We start from the raw sequence: 23,370 nt of genomic DNA, 5'->3' as shown, positions 1-23,370 counted from the left end.
CTCGGGCAGTCCCCGCGCTGGTGTGTGGCGCGCGCTGTCTGGTTTGCGGTGTGTGGCGCGTGGTGTGCGATTCGTGGGCTGACTCATCCACGGCCTCGGCGCTGAATTACTGTGCGACGGCGTGTGCGAAAAATGTGACGCATTAAACGTGAGCGAGTCGACAGAGTTTAGCACTATCGCCCGAGGGTGCGCATGCCGTAGAGTAGTTCCTTGGGCGTATCCGCATGTCACCATGGCAAAGATGCGCCTAGCGGCATCCGCCGCAACCTATCCGAGACATGTAGAGGATAAACGGAGGATATGGCGAAGAAAGACGGCGTCATTGAGATGGAAGGCACGGTCGTTGAGGCCCTGCCTAACGCGATGTTCCGTGTGGAACTTAAGAATGGCCACGTGGTTCTCGGCCACATTGCGGGAAAGATGCGTCAGCACTACATCCGCATCCTGCCCGAGGATCGAGTTGTCGTCGAGCTGAGCCCCTACGACCTCTCCCGAGGCCGTATCGTCTACCGCTACAAGTGACCCGACACAAACTGCCCACCGGGCAGTGGAGGTAACAACCATGAAGGTCAAGCCGAGTGTCAAGAAGATCTGTGACAAGTGCAAGGTGATTCGTCGCCACGGCAATGTCATGGTCATCTGCGACAACCCCAGGCACAAGCAGCGCCAGGGCTGAGACCCGCTGCGACCCGCGGGGCATCATGCCCCACAGCATCACTCTAAGCGCCCACCCAGTGGGCGACCCTCGGTTCGGAGGCCGAGGCCGGGCTGCTCGCCCGGACTGAGCGATGACGACCTCCGATGAACAACTGGAGCAACATCACCATGGCACGTATTGCCGGCGTCGACCTCCCCCGCGAGAAGCGGCTCGAGATCGCGCTCACATACATCTACGGAGTCGGCCGCACCCGCGCGGCAGAGACCCTCGCCGCCACCGGCGTCAGCCCGGACACTCGCGTGAAGGACGCGACGGAAGAGGAACTCGTCAAGCTTCGTGACTACATTGAGGCAAACTTCAAGGTTGAGGGTGACCTCCGCCGTGAGGTTCAGGCCGACATTCGTCGCAAGATCGAAATCGGTTCGTACCAGGGCCTTCGCCACCGTCGTGGCCTGCCGGTCCACGGTCAGCGCACCAAGACCAACGCGCGTACCCGCAAGGGCCCCAAGCGCACCGTTGCAGGCAAGAAGAAGGCCAAGTAAGGCCTAGGAGAGCCCGCCCCCACGGGGTAGCTTTCCGCGACAAGAAGGAACTGAACCAGAAATGGCAGCAGCAAAGACCTCGCGCTCGGGCAACGCCCGTAAGCCGCGTCGCAAGATTTCGAAGAACGTCACCAACGGCCACGCCTACATCAAGTCGACGTTCAACAACACCATCGTTTCCCTGACGGACCCCACGGGCGCGGTTGTCGCCTGGGCGTCCTCCGGCCAGGTTGGCTTCAAGGGCTCGCGTAAGTCCACCCCCTTCGCCGCGCAGCTCGCGGCCGAGGCTGCGGCTCGTCGCGCCCAGGAGCACGGCATGAAGAAGGTTGACGTCTTCGTCAAGGGTCCCGGCTCCGGCCGCGAGACCGCGATCCGCTCCCTGCAGGCCGCCGGCCTCGAGATCGGTTCGATCCAGGACGTCACGCCTCAGGCCTTCAACGGCACCCGCCCGCCGAAGCGCCGCCGCGGCTGACTTGTGGACGGGAGGGTGCGTCCCTCCCCACGTCTGAACCCCCGGGTTCACACTCCCTTAGCCTGCACCAGCAGGTTCCCATATCCGGTGTCATATAGCGGGCACCGGTCAGAAAGGAATAGACGTGCTCATTGCAGAGCGACCCATCCTGACCGAAGAAAAGGTCAGCGACCTGCGCTCCCGTTTCACCCTGGAGCCCCTCGAGCCTGGGTTCGGCTACACGCTGGGTAACTCCCTGCGTCGTACCCTCCTGTCCTCGATCCCGGGTGCAGCGGTGACGTCCATCCGCATCGATGGCGTCCCCCACGAGTTCCGCACGATCGAAGGTGTGAAGGAAGATGTCGCTGAGATCATCCTGAACATCAAGCAGATCGTCCTGTCCAGCGAGAATGACGAGCCTGTCGTCATGTACCTGCGTAAGGCTGGCCCCGGCGAGGTTCTCGCCGGCGATATCACGCCTCCCGCCGGTGTCGAGATCCACAACCCCGATCTGCGTCTTGCCACCCTCAATGAGAAGGGCAAGCTGGAGATCGAGCTGACCGTCGAGCGTGGCCGCGGCTACGTGTCGGCCGCTCAGAACAAGGATCCGCAGGCCGAGATCTCTCGCATTCCGATCGACTCGATCTACTCGCCCGTCGTCAAGGTGACCTACAAGGTCGAGGCGACGCGTGTCGAGCAGCGCACCGACTTCGATCGCCTCGTCATCGACGTGGAGACCAAGCCGGCCATTACCCCGCGCGACGCCCTGGCCTCGGCCGGCAAGACGCTCGTGGAGCTGTTCGGCCTCATGCGTGAACTGAACGAGGAAGCGGAAGGCATCGAGGTGGGTCCCTCCACCACCGACGCCACCCTCGCAGCCGATCTGGCCCTCCCGATCGAGAACCTGAACCTGCAGTCGCGTTCCTACAACGCGCTGCGTCGCCGCGGCATCCTGACCGTGGGCGAGCTGGTTGCTCACTCGGAGGCCGACCTGCTCGACATCCGCAACTTCGGTACCAAGTCGATCGAAGAGATCAAGGAGTCCCTGGCGGCTCTCGGAATGACGCTGAAGGACTCGGTCATGCCGAGCTTCGGCGACTCGGAGTCCGCCGCGATCTTTTCGGACGACCAGTCCATCTGACCCCGTGCGTCCGATGGACGCATTGAATCCGTAGGAGAAACACATGCCCACCCCCAAGAAGGGTGCTCGTCTGGGCGGTAGCCCGGCACACCAGAAGCTGATTCTGTCGAACCTGGCGGCTCAGCTCATCGAACACCGCGGCCTCACGACCACGGAGGCGAAGGCTAAGATGCTGCGCCCCTACGTCGAGAAGCTGATCACCAAGGCCAAGCGCGGCGACCAGCACGCTCGCCGTACGGTCCTGAAGAAGATCCCCAACAAGGGCATCGTCGCGATCCTCTTCGAGGAGCTCGTCCCCGCCATGGATTCCGAGCGCGCCGGCGGCTACACCCGCCTGATCCGCGTCGGCAACCGCAAGGGCGACAACGCTCCCCTGATGCGCATTGAGCTCGTCATGGAGAAGGTCGAGAAGAAGGCCGTCGTGAAGGCTGCCGAGAAGACGGCTGCGAAGGCCGTTGCCGACGAGGCTGAGAAGGCCGCCGAGGCTGCCGCCGAGCGCGCCGAAGAGGCTCGCGAGGAAGGCGATCTCGCCATGGCCAACGAGGCCGAGGAAGTTGCCGCCGAGGCCGGCAAGGAGGCTGACGCCGCCGAGCAGGTCGCCGACGAGAAGTGATCGTGAGTCACTGATCAACTCGAGCATCGGGCCGGACATTCCGCATGGGGTGTCCGGCCCTTGCCGTATCCGGTAGCCTGGGTGCATGACTCGTGAGATGACCTTGGCGATTGACTGCGGTGGCGGCGGTATTAAGGGATCGGTCGTGGATGAGCGGGGAACGATGATGGCTCCGCCGCGTAGGGTTCCCACACCCTACCCGCTGCCTCCTGAGCTGCTCGTGGAGACCGTCGTTGGCCTCGCGAGGGAGCTGCCCGCCGCGACCCGCGTGACGATGGGGATGCCCGGCATGATTCGCCACGGAGTGGTCATTGCGACGCCTCACTACATCACGAGGGACGGTCCGCGCTCGCGTGTCCTGCCAGAGCTCGTCGAGCGCTGGGACCATTTCGACATGGGTCGTGCGATCGCGGCGGCCCTGGGCCTTCCTACCAAGGTCCTCAACGACGCGGAGGTCGCCGGCGCGGGCGCGATCACGGGCCGTGGCCTCGAAATGATCATCACGCTGGGCACAGGCCTGGGCAACGCGGTTTTCGACGGGGGAGCGCTGGCCCCCCACGTTGAGGTGTCGCAGGGCCCGGTGCGCTGGGGTCTAACCTATGACGACTACATCGGCGAGCATGAGCGCCTGCGCCTGGGCGACACTCACTGGTCGCGCCGCGTGCGCCGCGTCGTCGATGGCCTGCGACCGATGTACATGTGGGATCGGCTCTACTTGGGCGGCGGTAACTCGAAGCGGATTACCGCGTCGAACCTGCATCTCATGGGCGACGACGTCATCGTCGTGCCTAATGACGCGGGCATTATTGGCGGCGTGCGAGCGTGGGAGCTGTGAGCGTGCGGCGCCTGCGCCTCGACCTGGGTTACGACGGTACTGACTTTCGCGGGTGGGCGGCCCAGCCGGGCCTGCGCACCGTCCAGGGGGAGATTGAAGCGGCGCTGGCCATGGCCTCGCGCGAGGAGGCAACGATGACGGTCGCCGGGCGCACCGACGCCGGCGTACACGCGCGCCACCAGGTGTGCCACGTGGACATCAGCGACGAGGCCTGGGCGCGGCTCGCCCCCAGGGGCAGGGAATCCGATGAGGGGGCCACGGCCTCGTCGATCGTGCGCAGGCTGAACAAGATCCTCTCGGGCCGCTACGGCGAGAGGGCGCGTGGGCGCGACCTGGCCGCCGCGCGCGGCACCTGCGACGTGCGCATCTACTCCGCTGCCGTTGTCGGCCCCAGTTTCGATGCGCGTTTTTCTGCGCTCGGGCGCCGCTACGCCTACCGGGTCTCCGACCGCCCCGAGCCGCTGGGACGCTGGGACCGCCTGTGGGTCGAGGATCCCCTCGATGTGGCGGTGATGAACGAGGCCGGGGCTGCCCTCCTCGGAGAACATGACTTCCTCGGGTTCTGCCGACCGCGCGAGGGGGCCACGACCATCCGCACTCTGCGTACCCTGCGCGCCGAGCGCGAGGCGGACGGCACTCTCGTCTTCCGCGTCGAGGCCGACGCCTTTTGTCACTCGATGGTCCGCTCGCTCGTCGGGGCCCTCCTCCTCGTCGGAACAGGCGCGCGCGGAACGGACTACCCGGCCGCCATCCTCGCCGCCCGTTCCCGCTCCGAGGCCGCGCCGATCGCCCCCGCGCACGGCCTTACCCTCGAAGGTGTCGACTATCCCGATCCCAGTCAGTGGGGCGCACGGGCCAATCAGGCCCGGGCCAGGCGTGACACGTGCTGTGGCGACGACGGCTGAGGAATGTGACACAGTATTCGCCGCGCTTTGACCGCCGGGCTACGCACCGATAATATGGCTAGTGCTGTGCGTCAGCAGAGTACCTAGTGTCTCCCACTCGCTAGGAGCGCTCGCCGACGCCTCGCGCGAACCGTTTCATCGCGGATGCCCCCGGAAAAACCGGCGCGGCGTCCCATGACCAACAAGAATTGAAGGTTACGCCCGTGCGCACCTATTCACCCAAGCCTGGGGACGCGGACAAGAAGTGGTACGTCATTGACGCCACCGACGTCGTCCTCGGTCGCCTGGCAGCTCAGACCGCTGCCCTCCTCCGTGGGAAGCACAAGCCGACGTTCGCCCCTCACATGGACATGGGCGACTACGTCATCATCATCAACGCGGACAAGGTTGCCCTCACCGGCAAGAAGCTGGACCAGAAGATGGCGTACCGCCACTCCGGACGTCCCGGCGGCCTGACCGCGACCGCTTACCGTGACCTCCTCGCCGCGACGCCCGAGCGCGCCGTCGAGAAGGCCGTTAAGGGCATGCTTCCCCACAACTCCCTCGGCCGCGCGCAGTTCAAGAAGCTGCACGTCTACGCTGGCCCGGAGCACCCCCACGCCGGCCAGTCGCCGGTTCCCTACGAACTGACCCAGGTGGCTCAGTGACCTCACAGGTCGCTGAACGCCTATAACACTGAGGAGAACCGTGGCTGAGACCATCGTTTCCGCTGAGCTGGACGAGGAAATCGTCCCCAGCTCCTACACGTCCGAGACCGAGTCGGCGCCCGCCGGTGCCGGCCAGTCCATCACCGCGCCCGGCGCGGGCCTGGGCCGCCGCAAGGAGGCCGTTGCCCGCGTTCGCCTGGTCCCCGGCTCCGGCAAGTGGACCATCAACGGTCGCACCCTTGAGGACTACTTCCCCAACAAGCTGCACCAGCAGCTGGTGAAGTCCCCCTTCGTCCTGCTCGACATTGACGGCCGCTTCGACGTCATCGCCCGCATCAACGGCGGCGGCATCTCCGGCCAGGCCGGCGCCCTGCGCCTCGGCGTGTCGCGCGCCCTCAACGAGATCGACCGCGACGCCAACCGTCCGGCCCTCAAGAAGGCTGGCTTCCTGACCCGCGACGCCCGCGCCACCGAGCGTAAGAAGGCAGGCCTCAAGAAGGCCCGCAAGGCTTCGCAGTTCTCGAAGCGCTGATCACCTTCAGCACATTTTCTGTTGGTCGCGCCCCGCTCCCGCGGGGCGCGACCTTCTTGTTCCTGTCAACACCGCCCGCAATGTGAGCGCCGACACTGTCCGGGCCACGGCCTCGTACAAGGTCGAGGGCGCAGTCGGGGTACCCTTAGACCAGTCGTATGACCCACTGAACGGAGACATTATGCCCAGGATGTTCGGCACGGACGGCGTGCGAGGACTGGCAAACGTTGACATCACCGCGGATCTCGCGCTCCAGCTCGGCGAGGCCGCCGCCCGCCAGTTCGGTGGGGCTCGGCGCGCGGACGGTTCGAAGCCCCGCGCGATCATTGGGCGTGACACGCGCATCTCGGGCGAATTCCTGGATCACGCCCTCGCTGCGGGCCTTGCCAGCGCCGGCATGGACGTTACGCGCATCGGCGTCGTCACCACCCCCACCGTCGCCCACCTGACGGCCACGGAGGACACCGTGGACCTGGGCGTCATGATTTCGGCCTCCCATAACCCCATGCCCGACAACGGCATCAAGTTCTTCGCGCACGGCGGCTACAAGCTGGCCGACGCGGTCGAGGACCAGATCGAAGCCCTCGTGAACACCGAGTGGGATCGCCCGACCGGCGACGGCGTCGGCGAGATTAACGCCGATCACGCGTGGGCACGCGATTCCTACATTTCGCACCTGGTGGAGGCCACCGGCACCGACCTGCGCGGCATGAAGATCGCGATCGACTGCGCGAACGGTGCCGCCCACGAGTTCGGCCCGGCTGTCTTCCGTGAGCTCGGTGCCGAGATCACTGTCATCAACGCTGAACCCGACGGGCGCAACATCAACCTCAACGCCGGTTCGACCCACCCCGAGGCCCTGCAAGCCGCCGTTGTTGCCTCCGGCTGTGACTTCGGTGTCGCCTACGACGGCGACGCTGACCGCTGCCTGGCCGTCGACCACGAGGGCACGCTCATCGACGGCGACAAGATCATGGGTGCCCTGGCCGTCAACGCGCGCGAGCGCGGCGCCCTCGCGCACGACACGCTCGTCGTGACGGTTATGAGTAACCTCGGCCTGATTCTCGCGATGCGCGAGGTCGGCATTAAGACCGTGCAGACCGGCGTCGGCGACCGCTACGTCCTTGAGGAGATGCTGGCTTCCGGCTACTCGCTCGGCGGCGAGCAGTCCGGCCACATCATCGCCCGCGACTACGCGACGACCGGTGACGGCATCCTGTCTTCTCTGCTCATCTCGCGCATGGTGAAGGAGTCCGGCCGCTCCCTGACGGACCTCACGTCCTTCATCCAGCGCCTGCCGCAGACTCTCATCAACGTGGGTGGCGTGGACCGCGCGGCCGCGTCGACGAACGAGGCCGTGGCTGCGGCGGTTGCTGCTGCCGAGGCTCGCCTGGGCGATACCGGCCGCGTGCTGCTGCGCCCCTCGGGCACCGAGCCTCTCGTGCGCGTCATGGTCGAGGCCGCCACCCAGGAGGAGGCCGACTCCGTCGCCGCTTCGCTGGCGGACGTCGTCAAGGAGAACCTGGCGCTCTGATCGTCTCCGTGACTCAATGCGCCGAGGGCGGGTACCTGTCGGTACCCGCCCTCTCGCTATGCATGGCCCTCAGTGGTGAGCCGTGGCAGTGAGGCGCGCGAGGGCCGCTGGCCGGGGAAGGAGTGCGCTGCGGTCGCCTCGTTGGGGGTGAGCGATGTGTTCACATCTTCGCGGCCTCAATCCACTGCAGAGGGATGCAGGTGAAAGATAGGCCCTGCATCTCGCGCTCCCAGAGCAGGCCCAGCGTGCCGTCGGGCAGAATCGTCATGCACTGGTAGACGTAGTGGGCGGGGTTGAAGGTGCGCGACGCGATCCAGGTGCGCCCTCCGTCCTCCGACAGGCGTAGCACGCCACGGCCTCGATAGGGGCGCATCTGCGAGGCGTTGGCGAAGACGACGCGCTCGGGGCACTCCTCACTCGGCCAGGGCGCAGCGTTGGGCTGTCCGATTCCGCCGGGGAAGTGGTCGATGAGGACGAGGCGCCCGTTGCGACGGTCCTGGACGACGCGCGGGTGCTGCCGCCTACCCGTCGTGCTGCCCCAGAAAAGTTGCACGTAATTCCCCCGGAAGTATTTCAAGATTTGAAATCTGATCGTTGGAATCATGCGGTTTTCTCGACCCCTAAGAAAAGTGAGGGGACCCAAATTACGTGCGATATTGTGGGGGAACTATGCGCGTCGTGCTGCCGCCTACCCGTCGTGCTGCCGCCTACCCGTCGTGCTGCCCCAGAAAAGTCGCACGTAATTCCCCCGGGAGTATTTCAGGATTTGAAATCTGATCGTTGGAATCATGCGGTTTTCTCGACCCCTAAGAAAAGTGAGGGGACCCAAATTACGTGCGACATTGTGGGGAAACCATTCGTGGGTGAGTCGCTCGGAGGGCGCTCGGAGGGCGCTCGGAGGGCGCTCGGAGGGCCTCGGAGGTGCCTCGGAGGGGCGCGGCCGGAGCCCTCACTCTTTCGAGCCGCCTCACATGTTCGGGGGATAGAAGCGCATGTGGTAGCCCTCGAAAAAAGTCATGTACGTGAGCGCAAGCTCCGTGAATCTGTCCGCGTCCAGATCTGGGTTTGTGAAGAGTTCCTGCACGTCGGGGTGGTTGCTTCGCGTGATGGCACCGAAGGTGCCGTCGGGTGAGCAGTAGAACAGGTCCTTGCTGAGTATGCGCGCGGGCGTGGTGTGGAGGCGCTGCAGGATGTCGATGCGGAGGTAGTCCACGAGGCTGACGAATTGATGGGTTGGCGACGTCGGGTCGGCGGGTGCGTACAGGAGGACGGAACGGTCGGGGATCGCGAACAAGAGCCCGTGGGGTGCGTCGATGTGGAGCGTCGAGACCAGGGAGGCGATGTGCGCGGCCTTCGATGCGATGAACAGTGACTGCCCGGCGATTCCCGTGAAGGGGCCGCAGGTGGTGTGCTCGTCGATGGCTTCGTTGTCGGTGTTGATCTGCCCCCAGTGGTAGAGCTCGTCGAGGCCGATTGGGTACTTCTCGAGGTGCCCGTTGCTGACGGTTGTGACGGTGTTAGGAAAGTCGAGGCACAGGGCCAGAGCAAGGCCGCCGGGGAAGGGGCGCGCGTAGCTGAGGTGGGGGTTGGCGGCAAGGTTCGCGGGGATGATGCGGGTCCGCACGCGCTGGCGCAGCTCGTCGGGGTCGGTGACGGACTGTTCGGCGATACGGCCGGACTCCATGATGAAGGCGACCCATCGCTCGATTCTGACCTCGTGCGTGGAGGGATCCGTCTGGGCGAGTTCGTCGATAAGGTTCTCCACGTTGATGCGCCTCCACCCGTCGACTTTCAGGTAGATGTCGCCCGTGTGTGAGTCGACGTGGGGCGTTGCCGAGATCCCCGCGTCGTGCAGCCGTCGCAGGAGGAATGGCAGGGTCCGTTCGGTGATCTCGTGGCGGTCCATGGGTTGATTCTACGGGGGTGTGGGGGATCTGGGACGAGGCCGGGGCGGCCTTGCGGATCCGGGTGCGGCGGGCGGTCGCCTAGTGGGAGAAGAAACGTTGCTCGAAGGCGGGGGAGAGGTATTTCTGTACGCTGACGTGGTAGTTGGTGGAGCTGATGTGGGGATTGCTCAGCAGTTCTTGGACATCGGGGTCGTCGGCGCGGGTGATGGCGTCGAGCGTGCCGTCGGGCGAGTAATAGAAGATGTCGCGGCTCAGGGCGCGGTGGGGGTTGTTGGTCTGCGCGTCGATGATCGGGAATCGGACGAAGTCGACGAGGGAGTGTAGCTGTGCGGAGATGTTGTTGGGGTCGGCGGGGGCGTAAAACAGGAGCTGCTGCTGCGGGAGCATGACGAACAGGCCGTTCGGAGCGGTGATCTCCTGTCGCGCGAGCAGCGCGGGCATGTTCGCGGCCTTGGCCGCGATGAACGGCGATTGGCTGGACAGGCATGTGGTCGGCCCGGATGGCTGCACGGTGGTGATCGGTGCGGCGTCGGTGTTGGCCTGCCCGTAGTGGAAGAGTTCGTCGACGCTCAGGGGGCGCAGCCTTAAGCCGTCGGTGGTGCACCTGGATGCCCCGGCCTCGTGGACGATGCTCAGGATGAGCGAGAGGCCGGCGCCGAAGGGACGCGCGTAGGAGAAGTCGGGGTGTTGGGTCGTGTGGCTGGGCACGAGCTCGGTGCGTACGCGTTGGCGCAGCACGTTCGGGTTGGCGAGTTGTGCGGCTTCTATGCGGATGCGGTTGCAGACCCCGTCGGCCCACCGGTTGAGGATCTCCTTGTGCGAGATCGGGGGTGCCTCGAGGAGCTGAATAAACAGGGGTGAGAGGTTGTAGCGGAATAAGTCCTTGATGACCAGAAACATCGACGAGTCGCCCGGCTCGACGACGAGCGAGGCGGTGACGCCGTCGGCCCCGAGCCTACCAATGAGGTAGGGCATGAGGGCGCGCGTGACGTATCCGGGGCACATCGTGCCCACGGGGTGCGTGAAGCTGATGGAGGTGGACATGAAGCTACTGTAGCGGGTGCGGCGGGCGCGTTAGCGCCGCCGGGCGACCGAGGCGCGCCAGACGGGGCGCGTGGGGATGGTTGCGACGGGGATCGCCTGGGACGAGGCCGGGGTTGCCTCCTCGGTCAGGGTCAAGGTCAGGGGGCCGGGGTGGATGCTGTCGGCGGGAGGGCGTCCTTCGATGACGTTGATGATGGAGGTGACGGCGGTGGAGGTCATGTCTTTGAGGGGCCAGTCGACGGTGGTGAGGCCCATGGCGTCGGCGCTGCGGTGGTCTTGGTTGCCAAAGCCGAGGATGGACAGGTGGGTGGGTACTGACAGGTCGAGGTCCGCGGCGGCTTGGAAGACGCCGGGAGCCTGTGAGTCGTCGGCGAGAGCGATGAGTGAGATCGTGGGGTCCTCGGTGAGCAGGCGCAGGGAGGCCTGGTATGCGGTGGATGCTTCCCAGTCGGGCAGGGAGTAGAGGGTGAAGTTGGTGCCGAAGGCGCGTGCGATGGGGTTTTGGCGGGCGTGGTTGGTGTTGGGGCCGGCGAGGAAGACGGCGCGGCCGGATCCGAGGCCAGTGTCCGGGTTGACGAGGGTGCAGGAGGAGATGATGTCGTGGACGCCGGAGCCTTCGTCGATGCGCACGAGCGACGATTCGGAGCCTGTGGGGTTGGCCTCGATCATGGACATGGCGACGACGGGGATGCCGAGGTTGGCGAGCAGGCGCGAGGTGAAGGCCTCGGCGGAGGTGGTTTCGCGGATGATGCCGGCCAGCTGGGTGTCGCCCAGAACTCCTCGGATGACTTCGGCGTCGGAGGCGCCGTCGCCGGACTGGAAGAGGGGTAGGAGGAGGTAGCCGCGGCGCTGGATGTCAATCATGGCTGTCGTGAGGACGGTGTGGACGACGGGGACGAAGGGGTCGTCGGGCAGTTCGGCCATGAGGAGGGCGATGAGGTGGGATTTTCCTCGGCGCAGCGAGCGCGCCGCTGCGTTGGGGATGTAGTTGAGGTCGCGGGCTGCCTGTCGGACGCGCTCGATGGTTGCCGGAGCGATCTTGACATCACGGCCTCGACCGTTGAGGACCAGCGACACGGTTGAGGGGGCGACGCCTGCGACGCGAGCGACGTCGGCCCGGGTTGCGCGCTCCATGATGGGCTCCCAATTCCTCGTGTGTGTTTGCGGAAACACACCAACTATAACGTGTTAGTCTTGGTGTCAACGATCGGAGTTTCGATGACGACATCCGAAAGGCACGCAGACGTGATAATGATGATACCTTCCTACTCTCCCGGCGCGGGCGCCCTCCTGCCGCCTCGCTCCCATCTGGCCGACGACTCGGGCGTGATCAGCCTCGATGGAACCTGGAGCTTCGCACACTTCCGCACAGATCCCGATCCCTTCGTCGACGCTGAGCGCCCCTGGGCCGAGCCGCCGGCCGAGCCCGTCACAGGCGACATCGACGTCCCCAGCCACTGGGTGCTGCGCGAGGACGGGCTCTACGGGCGCCCCGCCTACACGAACGTCGACTTCCCCTTCCCGGTGGACCCTCCCTACCCGCCCGAGGAGAATCCCGTCGGCGACTACCGCCGCTCCTTCGACCTGCCTGACAGTTGGGGGGAAGGGGTCGTCGCCCTGCGCTTCGACGGTGTTGAAAGCCAGGCCACCGTGTGGGTCAACGGCACGTGGGTGGGGATGGCGCGCGGCTCGCGCCTGGCCCACGAGTTCGACGTGACCGATCTGGTCCGCCCCGGCGCGAACACGATCACTGTCCGCGTTCACCAGTTCAGCTCCGGCAGCTATCTGGAGGACCAGGATCAGTGGTGGCTTCCCGGCATCTTCCGTTCCGTGAGCCTGCGTCACCTCGCCCCCGGCGCGATCGAGGATCTGTGGATCGACACCGATTACGAGGCCGGGGTCGGCTACGCGAGCGTCGAGGCCCGGGTGCTTGGCGCTCGCGAGGCCTCCCTGGTGGGGCGACTCGACATCGGCGGCGTCGGCTCCTGCCTGCTGGCCCTTGAGCGGGGCGCCGACGGGCGCTACCGCTCCGAGCGCCTCTCACTGGGGGATGTGCGCCCGTGGAGCGCGAACGACCCCGCCCTCTACGACGCGCACGTGAGCATCCAAGGGGGAGACGGCCTCGTCAGTGGGGACCGCTCGCTGCGCGTCGGATTCCGGCGCGTGAGTATCGACGGCGGCGTGCTGACCGCCAACGGGGCGCCCCTGACGCTCAACGGCGTGAACCGGCACGAGGTGCGTGCCGACGAAGGGCGCGTCTTCGATGACGAGTGGGCGCGGGCCGACCTGGTTCTCATGAAGTCCATGGGAATCAATGCGATCCGTACCTCTCACTACCCGCCCCACCCGCGCCTGCTGGACCTGGCCGACGAGATCGGGCTGTGGGTCATGCTCGAAGGTGACATCGAGACGCACGGCTTCGAAGGGACGGGGGAGTGGATCGACAATCCCTCCGACGACCCGCGCTGGGCCGGCGCCTACCTAGATCGAACAGTGCGAGCCTTCGAGCGGGACAAGAATCATCCCTCGATTATGAGCTGGAGCCTGGGCAACGAGTCGGGTACTGGGGTGAACTTGGCCGCCTGTGCGCGCTGGATCCGCGAGCGCACGGGTGGGCGCGCCGTCGTCCACTACGAGGGCGACCACGCCCTGGAATACACGGATATTTACTCGCGCATGTACCCAACCCTCGAGGAGGTCGCCGCCGTCCTCGACGATAGCGATCTCCACGCAGAGGTCGCCGTGCCGACCCACGTGGCAGCGCAGGTCGACGACGCGGCGCGCGAACGCATCCGCCGCGCCCCCTACCTCATGTGCGAGTACCTGCACGCCATGGGAACCGGCCCCGCTGGCGCGCCCGGCTACGCCGCGCAGATGAGTCACCCCCGCCACGCCGGCGGATTCGTGTGGGAATGGCGCGACCATGCCCTGTGGCGCGCCCTGTCGGACGGGCGCCGCGTCCTGTCCTACGGTGGTGACTTCGGCGAGGAGGTCCACGACGGCAACTTCGTGTGCGACGGACTCGTCGACGCGCTCTCGCGGCCCTATGCGGGCACGTGGGCCTGGGTGGCTGCGATGGCTCCGGACGCTCCCGCGCTCGCCCGGGCCATCGAGGAAGCCCGCTGCGGCTCGGCGCAGGAGGAGGCGCGACTGCGGGCGCTCGCGGATGCCCCCATCGCTCTCGAGCCTTCGGCCGAGCAATCCAACGCGTCCTATCTCCTTGACGAGCGAGGTCTCCTCCGGGGTGTTGGCGAGTGGCTCCTGCCGCTTCGCGTCGAGCTGAGCGTGTTCCGTGCCCCCACCGACAATGATCGGGGCCGAGGCCCCGTCGACTACTGGGGGATCGATGCCTCTGACGTGGGACCCCTCGGCGTCGGGCGCGGCGAAGCCGGGATCTCCCACGCCATGCGCTGGGAAAGCGCGCGCCTGCACCTGCTGCGCCGACGCCTCGTCTCCATCGAGGAGGAGGGGGCGGTGCGCCGCGTCGTTGAACGCTGGTCGCCTCCCGCCGCGCAATTTGGTGTCACTCTCACGTGGGAATACGCGCCCTGCCGCATCGGTGAGGGGCTGGCCCGCGGCGTGTCCGTCTCGGCGCGGGTTGCTCCCTACGGCAATTGGCCCCCGCGCGTGCCGCGCCTCGGCCTGCGCATCGAGCTTCCCGGAGCATCCTGGCAGGCGTCCTGGCTGGGCGACACGATGATCGGCTACCCCGACATGTCCGTTCCGGGCACCCTGGGGTGCGGCATCGCCGACGCCTCTGACCTATGGGACGTTGGCGTGCGGCCCCAGGAAGGCGGGCACCGAGCGGGCCTTGAGGCCCTGTCCCTTCGCGGCGAGGCCGGGGAGTTCCTCATCCTCCCCGCCTCGCCCCTGGGGTGGAGCGTCAGCCCGTGGGACGAGCGCGAGCTGGCCCAGGCCTCGCACTGGGAGGATCTGCCCGAGTCGAATCGTCTGTTCCTGTGGCTCGACGTGTTCCAGGATGGGATCGGCACCCGATCGTGCGGTCCCGACGCTCGGCCCGAGTTCGCCGGGCGCATGCGCGAGTGCGAGCTGAGGTGTGTGATTGCCCAGGTAGGGAATGGTTGCAACTGACGTTGTTATGTTGCGGCTTGATAACGACGCTCGACGCGGCTGACAAATGATGCGTAGAGCACATGAAGTCGCTATGATTCATACATCAACTAACACGAGATAGTTAGTGACTCGATCCCATCGATCGACCAACAAGAACGGACCAATGGAGGTTTCGCATGTTGAAGAAGAAGATGGCGGCAGGCATCGTTGCCCTTGCCATGTTCAGCACCCTCGGCCTGGCCGCCTGCGACGGTGGTGGCTCTGGCAGCGGCGGCGGTGGATCCGCCTCCGGTTCCATCCCGGCACCCGACGTCTCCTGCGACGTTCCCGCGGGCAACATCGACGACTCGACAATCGACACCTCGAAGGTCGAAGGCGAGATCACGTTCCAGACCCAGGGCCTGCAGAATGACTTTGGGGACTTCTTCAAGGCCAAGATCAAGGAATTCGAAGATGCCAACCCCGGCGTGACGATCAAGTGGACCGACCAGGGTGGCGGCGCCGAGTTTGACCAGACCATCACGGCCCAGGCCTCGAACTGCAAGATGGCGGACGTCGTCAACGTTCCTTCCTCCACGATCCTCGCGCTGTCCAAGTCCAACTTCCTCATGGACTACGATGTGAAGGCCCCCGGCATCGGCGACAAGTTCGTGCCCTCCATTTGGGAGTCCACTGCCTTGGGCGCCAATGATCACCACACGGCGCTGCCCTGGTACTTCGGCCCCTACATCACCACCTACAACAAGGAGGTGTTCAAGCGCGCCGGGCTCGATGAGAACATGCCGCCCAAGACTATGGACGAACTCTTCGATGCCGCCGCAAAGGTTGGCGCCGATGGGCAGGGCGACTTCGGCATCTACGGCTCTCCCGAGTGGTACATGATTGCTCAGCTGCACGGCATGGGCGTCACCCTGCTCAACAAGGACAAGACCGCCTTCGACTTTGCGGACAACGAGGCCGCCATCAACTACGTGACGCGGCTGTCCGAGCTCTACGCCTCCGGCGCTATCCCCAAGGACTCGCTGACCGGCGAGCCTGACCCGGGCAAGGCATACACCGACGGCAATCTCGCCTTCGGTACCCCCAACGCCTCCTTCCTGAAGTCGGTCAAGAGCAACAATGCGACCGTCTACGAGAACACTGGCGTCGGCCCCTTCCCGACCAACCCCGGCATCAAGCCCGTCTTCGAGGGCCAGTACATCGGCGTCTCGGTCACGACTAAGAATGCCCCCCTGGCCATGAAGTTCGCCGAGTGGATCACTAACGCTGAGAACGAGTACGCCTGGACGCACGATGGCGGCGCCATCATCTTCCCGGCTGCCACTGAGGCTCTCGACAAGCTCGTCAACAACCCGCCGGAGATCGCCGACGACCCCGTCTTCAAGGCTGCCTACGAGGAAGCCGCGAAGGCTGCCGAGGATGCCGAGGCCTACACCGACGTCTTCTACGCGACCGGCGCGGTGAAGGATACCCTCATCGAGAACGTCAACAAGGCCATCCGCGGTGAGGTTGATCCTAAGACCGCCCTCAAGACCGCACAGGATCAGATGAACGAGAAGCTCAAGGCTCTCGACGACTGATTGAACGCGCGGGGGGTCGAGGCTGGGCCTCGGCCCCCCGATGCATCTCATATTCTGCCCAGGGTCGCCGACCCGTGACCGTGCGCATCTCATGAAGGACACTGGTATGCCGATACGTATGAGCGCGAAGGAGCGCTCCCTCAATGGAGCCGCCCGGTTCCGCCCCGGCTGGGTTCCCTGGCTGTGGGTCACCGTGCCGGTCCTCGCCATTATTTCGTTCTACATCTACCCCTTTATCACCACCGTCTACGTGTCGTTCACGAAGACAAAGCCCCTGGGGCGTACCGGACGCTTCGTCGGCATCGACAACTACAGCGCGATCCTCGCAGACCCCGAGTTCTGGGAGGCCCTGAGGAATTCGCTCATCTATGCTCTGTGCGTCGTCCCGCTCATGGTTCTGTTGCCCCTCCTGTTGGCTCTCCTGGTCAAGTCGCACGTTCCCGGCATCGGTTTCTTCCGTGCGCTCTACTACCTGCCGGCCATCTCCTCGCTGGTCGTCATCTCGCTGGCGTGGCGCTACCTCCTCGATCAACGGGGCCCTATCAACAACCTGCTGACCTCGTGGGGGATGGAAGCGGTCCCCTTCCTGTCGAATCAGTGGCTCATCCTGTTCTGCGCCATGCTCATCACGCTGTGGCAGGGGTTGCCCTACTACATGATTCTGTACTTGTCGGCCTTGGCCAACGTCGATAAATCCCTGTATGAGGCTGCCGAACTGGACGGCGCGGGCCCCATTCGACGCTTCATGACCGTGACCGTTCCCGGTGTCAAGGTCATGATGTTCCTGGTCGCCACGCTGACGACCATCGGCTGCCTGAAGATTTTCACCGAGGTCTACCTGCTGGGAGGGTCGGCCTCGCCCACCAAGACCCTGACGATGTACATCCGTGATCGGATCGTCGACCCAACATTCGGGTCGCTCGGTCAAGGCGATGCGGCGTCGGTGTGTCTGTTCCTCATCACCTTCGGCTTCATCATTGCCTCCCAGAGCCTGCAGAGGAAGGCTGAAGACTCATGAGCACAGTTTCTCCCACCGACACCACCTCCTTCGGCCAGCGATTCGCGCAGTGGCGCAAAGAGCGTCGGCTCGAGCGCCAGGGGCGCAATGTCGCCTCGCGCCAGATGCGTGGCGGAGCTCTGTTTGCCCGCTACGTCGTCCTGATTGTTGTCGCCATCGTCTTGGTCGGCCCCCTCATCCTGCCTTTGATGGCAGCCTTCAAGGCTCCCGGCGAGTCGGTCTTTGGCCAGGGGGCAACGATCCTGCCGCAGCAGTGGTCGCTCGAGTCCTTCTCCGTTCTTTTCGAGCGTACCAACGTCCTGGGGGCGATCAGGAACTCCGCGATCATTGCTGCCCTGACCGTCGCCTCGAACGTGGTCCTCTCGTGCGTGGGTGGCTACATGCTGTCGAGGCGTGGGTGGAGCGGGCGTAACATCATGTACTTCGTGGTCTTGTCCGCCATGATCTTCCCCTTCGAGTCGATCATGCTCTCGCTGTTCAAGATGATGGTCCAGCTGGACCTGTACAAAACGCTTCCCGGCGTGTGGATGGTCGCGATGATCGGCCCCTTCCAGATTCTCATGATGCGCGCCGCGTTCATGGGCATCCCCGACGAGATCGAAGACGCCGCCCTTATCGACGGGGCTGGGGAGGTGCGCCGCTTCTGGTCGATCTTCCTGCCCCAGGTTCGAGGCACCCTGACGGTCGTCGGCCTGACCTCCTTCATCGGGGCCTGGTCGGACTTCATCTTCCCGCTGCTCATGCTGCCCGACCCGAACAAGCAGACGCTGATGCTCACCCTGACGGCGATCCAAAACTCGCCTCAGGGCGTCACTTACCAGCTGGTTCTGGCAGGCGCTGTCGTGGCGATGGTGCCCGTCGTCCTGGTCTTCGCCTTCAGTCAAAAGTTCTTCTTCCGCGGCATCGAAGATGGCGGTTTGAAGTTCTAATCTCACCCCCGCGGGTGCGCGAGCATCCGCGGGGGCTTTTTCTACCCACAAAGGAGGTTCTGTGACAAAAAGCTAACACGTGTTAGGTATTGTGGGGTCCCGATCGTCAAGCGACGGATCCCGGATATTAACCCCATACTGACGAAGGAGTTAAACTCATGGGGAAAAGACCCATTATCGGCGCGTTTGGAGCCCCGATTCTTGCGGCCACGATGCTCGGGCTTGTGCCCGCCGCGGCCATCGCAGCACCCGACGCCCCCTACCACCCGAGTGTCCTGTGGGCGACCTCCGAAGAGAAGGTCGGCGAAGGAGCCCCCAACGGCACCATCGCCGCACTCGTCGATGACGACACCGCCCGCTCCGACGCAACCAAGACGTTCTGGACCACCAAGTGGAAGGGAGGCCTCGACCCCTACCCCCACGCCCTGGCGGTCCAGAACCCGACCCCCGGCACCCAGGTCTGCGGCCTTGGCCTGACCCCGCGCCCCACCTACGATTCCACCCTCGGAAACGATCAGTTCCCGGGCGAATACCGCGTCTTTGCCTTCGATGAAGATCCCGGCAACCCCGCGTCTGAGGCCTCCTTCGAGGACTGGAAGGCGAAGGTCGCCCAAGGAACCTGGGACGGTGGCACCGAGGTCACGCACGGAAGCGACCTCCAGTTCGGCAACAAGGAACAGTACGTCACCTTCCCGGCGACCACGAAGCGCGTCATCGCCCTGGCGGGCCTGCGCTCCCTCGCGCCCGGCAAGTCCGACATGGCGCTGTCCGACATTAAGCTCCTGCCCTGCGACGCCGAGGGCAACGCCATCACCTCCTACGGCAGCGACGAGGGCGGCGGACACAACGACGCGACCCGTCCCGTCGTGCCCCACCCCGAGGCCCCCGCGCAGGGATCGGGCGCGTCCGACCTCGTCGTTGACTTCGTCATCGACCAGCTGCCCTATGGCGAACCCGGCAAGCCCGTGGACTTCGCTCCCGGCACCCACACCTACACGGCCACCGGCTACTACCACGCCAAGGCCGTCTCGGCCCGCATCCGCACCGTCGAGGGGGCAACTGTCACCATTAACGACGCGACTCCCGACGCCGACGGGCGCGTGGCTAACCTCGACCTCGAAACCGGTCTCAACGTCATCACCGCTCACGTGGCCAAGGACGGCAAGGAAGCCACCTACGTCGTCAACATTTCCAAGGTGGAGACCGACTTTCGCGGAAACGTGCTGATCCCGGCCACGGCCTCGGCGAATGGCGGAAGCGAGACCGACAACGCGGCTCTGACCGACCTCGACCCCACCACGACGTGGACCTCGGATCCTCTCGTGCGAGCCAATGAGTGGTCCGAGGGCGTCACAGGTATCGAGCTGCACCTGGGCGAGGCCCGCTACGTCCACCGCGTCAACGGCTGGGGCACCCCGACCCTACCCGCCGGCGTGCAGGGGTGGCACGGTGGTAACTCCGTGGCGATCGCCGTGCAGGAAACCGAGGGGGGACCGTGGAAGACGATCGTCACCCACGCCTCGCTCACGCGCGACGCGCGCGGCCTGTGGTACTGGGACTTCAACGCCTACCACCTCGCCACGAACATCCGCATCTGGATGAACGACGAGACCGAACCCCAGACTCCCCAGAACATCGCCACCGCCGTGACCTTCAACGACCTCGAGGTGTGGGGCCTGCCCGCCGGCAAGACCCCCGTCGCCCCGGCGGTCGACAACTCCATGTACGAGCGCTACTCCGGCTTCGACCCGGGCGAGGGCAAGTGGGGCGTCAACCGCGCCCAGGCCCTCGCGCTGCAGTACGGCGTCATGATGCCCGCGTGGGTCCCCTCCGAGGGATACGGCCGCGGCGGCTTCGATGCGAACGAGCGCGACCTCACGGGCGGCGCCTTCCCGATGTTCTACGACCTGCCCATGTTCAACACCGCCATGATGGAGTCCCTGGGCAAGGGGGCGCCGTGGGCACTGGCCAAGGCTCCCTACGGCAAGAACAGCATGTGCAACGCCGGCGAGCCCGGTGAGTTCATGAACGAGTACATGAAGCCGTATGCCTCCACGCTCGTCGACATTCAGTACGGCGACGAGGGCGGCTTCAACCGCGGCGAATCCGAGTGTTTCAAGAACTGGTTCGCCTGGTCCAAGCAGAACATCCCCGGCGCCGTCGTCCACGCGAACTCCTGGGATGACCCGTCCTGGTACCGCGACGCGAACCTGAGCTACTACGTCGAAAACGCCCAGCCCGACCTGCTCAGCTGGGACAAGTACTACTGGGGCGCCAACGGAGGCCCGGCCCCGAACAATGTGGTCATGAACCTGCTGAACACCAACACCTGGAAGAAGCAGCGCGAATACGGCCTCAAGGGCACGAGCGGTGACGGCTCCAGTCCGATCCTGTACGGCCAGTACCTGGACTACAACTGGGACGCCAACGTGTCGGCCTCCGAAAAGTCGATCGTTCCCTCCCTGGGCTTGGCGACCGGCCAGAAGTGGTTTGGCCTGTTCCGCATGGAGTACAACGGCTACGACCGCTCCTCGATCATCGACCACGACGGTGCTCCGACGCGTTCGTTCTACGAGTTCTCCAACATCTTCGGCAACGTCTCCTACATCGGTAACTACACGAAGGCCATGAACTCCACGTTCGTTGCCTACAAGCCCGGACAGTACGCGGCACGCGCCGAGGCCCCGACGTTGAGTGGCTACACCTACGGCAACTTCGCCTCTGGCGACGAGGCCGTGGCCGCCAACGCTGCCGTCGGCCTGGTCGACCTGTCGGTGACCAACGTCGGTTCCGTCAACGACGGGATGCCCGGCGACGTCGTCGTCGGCTACTTCGAGCAGCTGAAGGGCCTCGAGGGCGCCAAGTCCGCCGAGATTTTCGGCGACTCCACAACGGCTCCCGTGGGCTTCATGGTCGTCAACGCCCTGACCGGCCAGACCCGCTACCCGTCCTACCTCCTCGACCCGCGCACCGACAACGGCTCGCTGGCCGAGACCGCGCAGGACATCACCCTGACTGTCAAGAAGCCGAGCGCGGGCGCGCACCTGATGCTCGTCAACCCCGCGGACAAGACGACGCAGGAAGTCGAGCTGGGCGAGGGCGAGACCTCGCAGGTCGTGCTCCACGCCGTCGGCGGCGGCGACTCGCGCTTCCTGTACTGGGTGACGGTCGACAACCCGACGCCGGAGCCCGAGCCCACCCCGGATCCAGCCCCCTCCGTGGACCCGACCCCCACCCCGGAACCGAGCCCCAGCGTGGATCCCACCCCGGCGCCCCAGCCGACCCCGGATCCCGCGCCCCAGCCTCGCAGTGGCCAGTGGAAGTCTGGATACTTCGGCTGGTGGTACGCCTACTCTGACGGCACCTACGCCGCCAACGAGACACTGGTGATCGATGGGCTGACCTACCGCTTCGACGCGAGCGGCTACCTGAAGATGGGCTGGGTCTACGAGGAAGGACACTGGTACTTCCACGGCGCGTCGGGCGCCCAGCAGATCGGCTGGGTCAAGGACCGCGGCACCTGGTACTACTTCGACCCCGCGTCGGGCGCGATGGCAACCGGGTGGACCATGATCGGTGGACAGTGGTACCTGCTGTCCGAAAACGGCACCGTGCGCACCGGCTGGGTGAGCGACGGTGGCGCCTGGTACTACCTGACGCCATCTGGAGCGATGGCCATCGGATGGCAGCATCTGGGCGGCGCCTGGTATCACTTCGGCGCGAACGGCATGATGCACACCGGCTGGATCCAGGACGGGCCCACGTGGTTCTACCTGCGTGGTGACGGCTCCATGGCCACCGGCTGGGAGCTGATCGGCGGAACCTGGTACCAGTTCGCGCCCTCGGGCGCCTGGATCGGGTAACCGAACCTGCGCATGATCGACGAGGCCGTGGCCGGGTGTTCCGGCTGCGGCCTCGTTCGGTGGTGGTCAGTCTTTGCGGATCGCCAGCGACTCGACGCGGTGGTCGGGGCCCTTCGTGAAGATGAGGGTCGCGCGCTCGCGGGTCGGCTGGATGTTTTCGCGCAGGTTGGGCAGGTTGATCGCGTTCCAGACGACGTGGGCGGTCGAGACGGCCTCGTCGTCGGTCAGCGAGGCGTAGGTCTTGAAGTAGGAGTCCTCGCGCGAGAAAGCGGTCGCGCGCAGCTTGAGGAAACGATCGACGTACCACTGCTCGATGAGCTTTTCGTCGGCGTCGACGTAGATGGAAAAGTCGAAGTAGTCCGAGACGGCCACCGAGATGGAACCGGGTGCCGAGCGCGGCGGCTGGAGCACGTTGAGGCCCTCGACGATGAGGATGTCGGGGCGGTCCACGTCAACGTAGGTGTCGGGCACGATGTCGTAGGTGACGTGCGAGTACACCGGGGCTTTTGCGTGCGGGTTGCCGGCCTTCACCGAGGCGAGGAACGAAATGAGGGCCGAGCGGTCGTAGGACTCGGGAAACCCCTTGCGGGCGATGAGGGATCGTTCCTGCAGGATCCGGTTCGGGTAGAGGAAGCCGTCGGTGGTCACCAGGTCCACGCGCGGCGTGGAGTCCCAGCGGGAGAGCAGCAGCTGGAGGAGGCGCGCGACCGTCGACTTTCCGACGGCGACAGAGCCGGCGATGCCGATGACGAAGGGGGTTGAGTGGCCTTCGGGTTCGCCCAGGAACGCGTGGCGCTCGGCGGCGGTGCGGCGGCGCCCGTCGATATAGAGCTGGAGAAGGGCCGACAGGGGCCGGTAAATCATGTCGACCTCCGTCATGTCGATGGGGTCGCCTAGCGACGCGATCTGGTCGATGTCTTCTTGCGTGAGCGGCAGCGGAGTGCGGTCCGTCAGGCGGTCCCACGCGCAGCGGTCGAAGCGGGCGTAGGGGCTGGGATTGGCCCGCCATCCCACGTTCGGGGCCGCTGTCGACGAGGCCGTGGCTGGGGTGTGCGAGGAGGCGTCAGTGGTGCTCACGGGCTTATTCTCCCTCACAT

At 65.5% G+C, this 23,370-nt stretch carries 20 protein-coding genes and 1 pseudogene; 16 read left to right on the top strand and 5 right to left on the bottom strand.

Annotated features, from left to right (window positions below; all coding sequences use genetic code 11):
• Positions 1–300 precede the first annotated feature (300 nt).
• The 11 genes from infA (at position 301) to glmM (ending at position 7,858) form a co-directional block, all read left to right on the top strand.
• Positions 301–522 carry a translation initiation factor IF-1 gene (gene infA, locus O3669_RS01805; protein ID WP_003790580.1) on the top strand — a complete coding sequence of 74 codons (222 nt, stop codon included), beginning with the start codon at positions 301–303 and terminating at the stop codon, positions 520–522.
• A gap of 40 nt (positions 523–562) precedes the next feature.
• Positions 563–676, top strand: coding sequence for a 50S ribosomal protein L36 (rpmJ, locus tag O3669_RS01800; protein WP_003790577.1), 114 nt, complete (start codon positions 563–565; stop codon positions 674–676).
• Positions 677–825: 149 nt separating this feature from the next.
• Positions 826–1,200, top strand: coding sequence for a 30S ribosomal protein S13 (gene rpsM, locus O3669_RS01795; RefSeq protein WP_005872704.1), 375 nt, complete (start codon positions 826–828; stop codon positions 1,198–1,200).
• Positions 1,201–1,261: 61 nt separating this feature from the next.
• On the top strand, positions 1,262–1,672 hold the full coding sequence (gene rpsK, locus O3669_RS01790) for a 30S ribosomal protein S11 (RefSeq protein WP_295968534.1): 411 nt from the start codon (positions 1,262–1,264) through the stop codon (positions 1,670–1,672).
• A gap of 124 nt (positions 1,673–1,796) precedes the next feature.
• The gene (locus tag O3669_RS01785; protein ID WP_009648071.1) at positions 1,797–2,792 is read left to right on the top strand and encodes a DNA-directed RNA polymerase subunit alpha; all 996 of its coding nucleotides are present in this window, start codon (positions 1,797–1,799) and stop codon (positions 2,790–2,792) included.
• Between the two features lie 43 nt (positions 2,793–2,835).
• A complete protein-coding gene (gene rplQ, locus O3669_RS01780) occupies positions 2,836–3,405 on the top strand; it encodes a 50S ribosomal protein L17 (protein WP_295968532.1) in 570 nt (189 codons plus the stop codon).
• Between the two features lie 85 nt (positions 3,406–3,490).
• Positions 3,491–4,240 carry an ROK family protein gene (locus O3669_RS01775; RefSeq protein ID WP_295919902.1) on the top strand — a complete coding sequence of 250 codons (750 nt, stop codon included), beginning with the start codon at positions 3,491–3,493 and terminating at the stop codon, positions 4,238–4,240.
• Positions 4,237–5,145: a tRNA pseudouridine(38-40) synthase TruA gene (locus O3669_RS01770; RefSeq protein WP_371523402.1), complete on the top strand. Its 909-nt coding sequence runs from the start codon at positions 4,237–4,239 to the stop codon at positions 5,143–5,145. The genes O3669_RS01775 and O3669_RS01770 overlap by 4 nt, the downstream gene beginning before the upstream one ends.
• Before the next feature lie 203 nt (positions 5,146–5,348).
• Positions 5,349–5,792, top strand: coding sequence for a 50S ribosomal protein L13 (rplM, locus tag O3669_RS01765; protein WP_009054754.1), 444 nt, complete (start codon positions 5,349–5,351; stop codon positions 5,790–5,792).
• 40 nt (positions 5,793–5,832) lie between these two features.
• Positions 5,833–6,324 (top strand): 30S ribosomal protein S9, encoded by a 492-nt coding sequence (gene rpsI, locus O3669_RS01760; RefSeq protein WP_295965964.1) that lies wholly within the window; start codon positions 5,833–5,835, stop codon positions 6,322–6,324.
• Between the two features lie 181 nt (positions 6,325–6,505).
• Entirely contained in the window at positions 6,506–7,858 is a 1,353-nt protein-coding gene (glmM, locus tag O3669_RS01755; protein WP_295965967.1) for a phosphoglucosamine mutase, read from the top strand.
• A 160-nt stretch (positions 7,859–8,018) separates the two neighbouring features.
• Here glmM and O3669_RS01750 read toward each other — a convergent pair.
• From O3669_RS01750 to O3669_RS01735, 4 genes and pseudogenes are all read right to left on the bottom strand, one after another.
• Positions 8,019–8,300: pseudogene (locus O3669_RS01750) on the bottom strand (sialidase); the annotation flags it as partial.
• A gap of 525 nt (positions 8,301–8,825) precedes the next feature.
• A complete protein-coding gene (locus O3669_RS01745) occupies positions 8,826–9,764 on the bottom strand; it encodes a hypothetical protein (protein WP_371523400.1) in 939 nt (312 codons plus the stop codon).
• 79 nt (positions 9,765–9,843) lie between these two features.
• Positions 9,844–10,809: a hypothetical protein gene (locus tag O3669_RS01740; protein ID WP_371523398.1), complete on the bottom strand. Its 966-nt coding sequence runs from the start codon at positions 10,807–10,809 to the stop codon at positions 9,844–9,846.
• A gap of 30 nt (positions 10,810–10,839) precedes the next feature.
• Positions 10,840–11,943: a LacI family DNA-binding transcriptional regulator gene (locus O3669_RS01735; RefSeq protein ID WP_371523397.1), complete on the bottom strand. Its 1,104-nt coding sequence runs from the start codon at positions 11,941–11,943 to the stop codon at positions 10,840–10,842.
• A 111-nt stretch (positions 11,944–12,054) separates the two neighbouring features.
• Between O3669_RS01735 and O3669_RS01730 the strand changes: the two genes are divergently transcribed.
• The 5 genes from O3669_RS01730 (at position 12,055) to O3669_RS01710 (ending at position 22,273) form a co-directional block, all read left to right on the top strand.
• Positions 12,055–14,901 carry a glycoside hydrolase family 2 TIM barrel-domain containing protein gene (locus tag O3669_RS01730; protein ID WP_371523409.1) on the top strand — a complete coding sequence of 949 codons (2,847 nt, stop codon included), beginning with the start codon at positions 12,055–12,057 and terminating at the stop codon, positions 14,899–14,901.
• Positions 14,902–15,059: 158 nt separating this feature from the next.
• On the top strand, positions 15,060–16,463 hold the full coding sequence (locus O3669_RS01725) for an extracellular solute-binding protein (RefSeq protein WP_295965979.1): 1,404 nt from the start codon (positions 15,060–15,062) through the stop codon (positions 16,461–16,463).
• 106 nt (positions 16,464–16,569) lie between these two features.
• Positions 16,570–17,481, top strand: coding sequence for a carbohydrate ABC transporter permease (locus tag O3669_RS01720; protein ID WP_295921641.1), 912 nt, complete (start codon positions 16,570–16,572; stop codon positions 17,479–17,481).
• A complete protein-coding gene (locus tag O3669_RS01715) occupies positions 17,478–18,410 on the top strand; it encodes a carbohydrate ABC transporter permease (RefSeq protein ID WP_371523395.1) in 933 nt (310 codons plus the stop codon). Before O3669_RS01720 ends, O3669_RS01715 begins: the two co-directional genes overlap by 4 nt.
• A 158-nt stretch (positions 18,411–18,568) precedes the next feature.
• Positions 18,569–22,273, top strand: coding sequence for a cadherin-like beta sandwich domain-containing protein (locus O3669_RS01710; RefSeq protein ID WP_371523394.1), 3,705 nt, complete (start codon positions 18,569–18,571; stop codon positions 22,271–22,273).
• Between the two features lie 66 nt (positions 22,274–22,339).
• Here the strand turns inward: O3669_RS01710 and coaA are convergent, their stop codons facing one another.
• Entirely contained in the window at positions 22,340–23,287 is a 948-nt protein-coding gene (gene coaA / locus O3669_RS01705) for a type I pantothenate kinase (protein WP_371523408.1), read from the bottom strand.
• Between the last annotated feature and the right edge of the window lie 83 nt (positions 23,288–23,370).

The organism is Pauljensenia sp. 20925_1_34 (assembly GCF_041432775.1).
In the GTDB taxonomy this organism is placed as follows: Bacteria; Actinomycetota; Actinomycetes; order Actinomycetales; family Actinomycetaceae; genus Pauljensenia.
The sequence above is the reverse complement of the archived record's forward strand: the minus strand, read 5'-3'. Positions and strand labels throughout refer to the sequence as shown.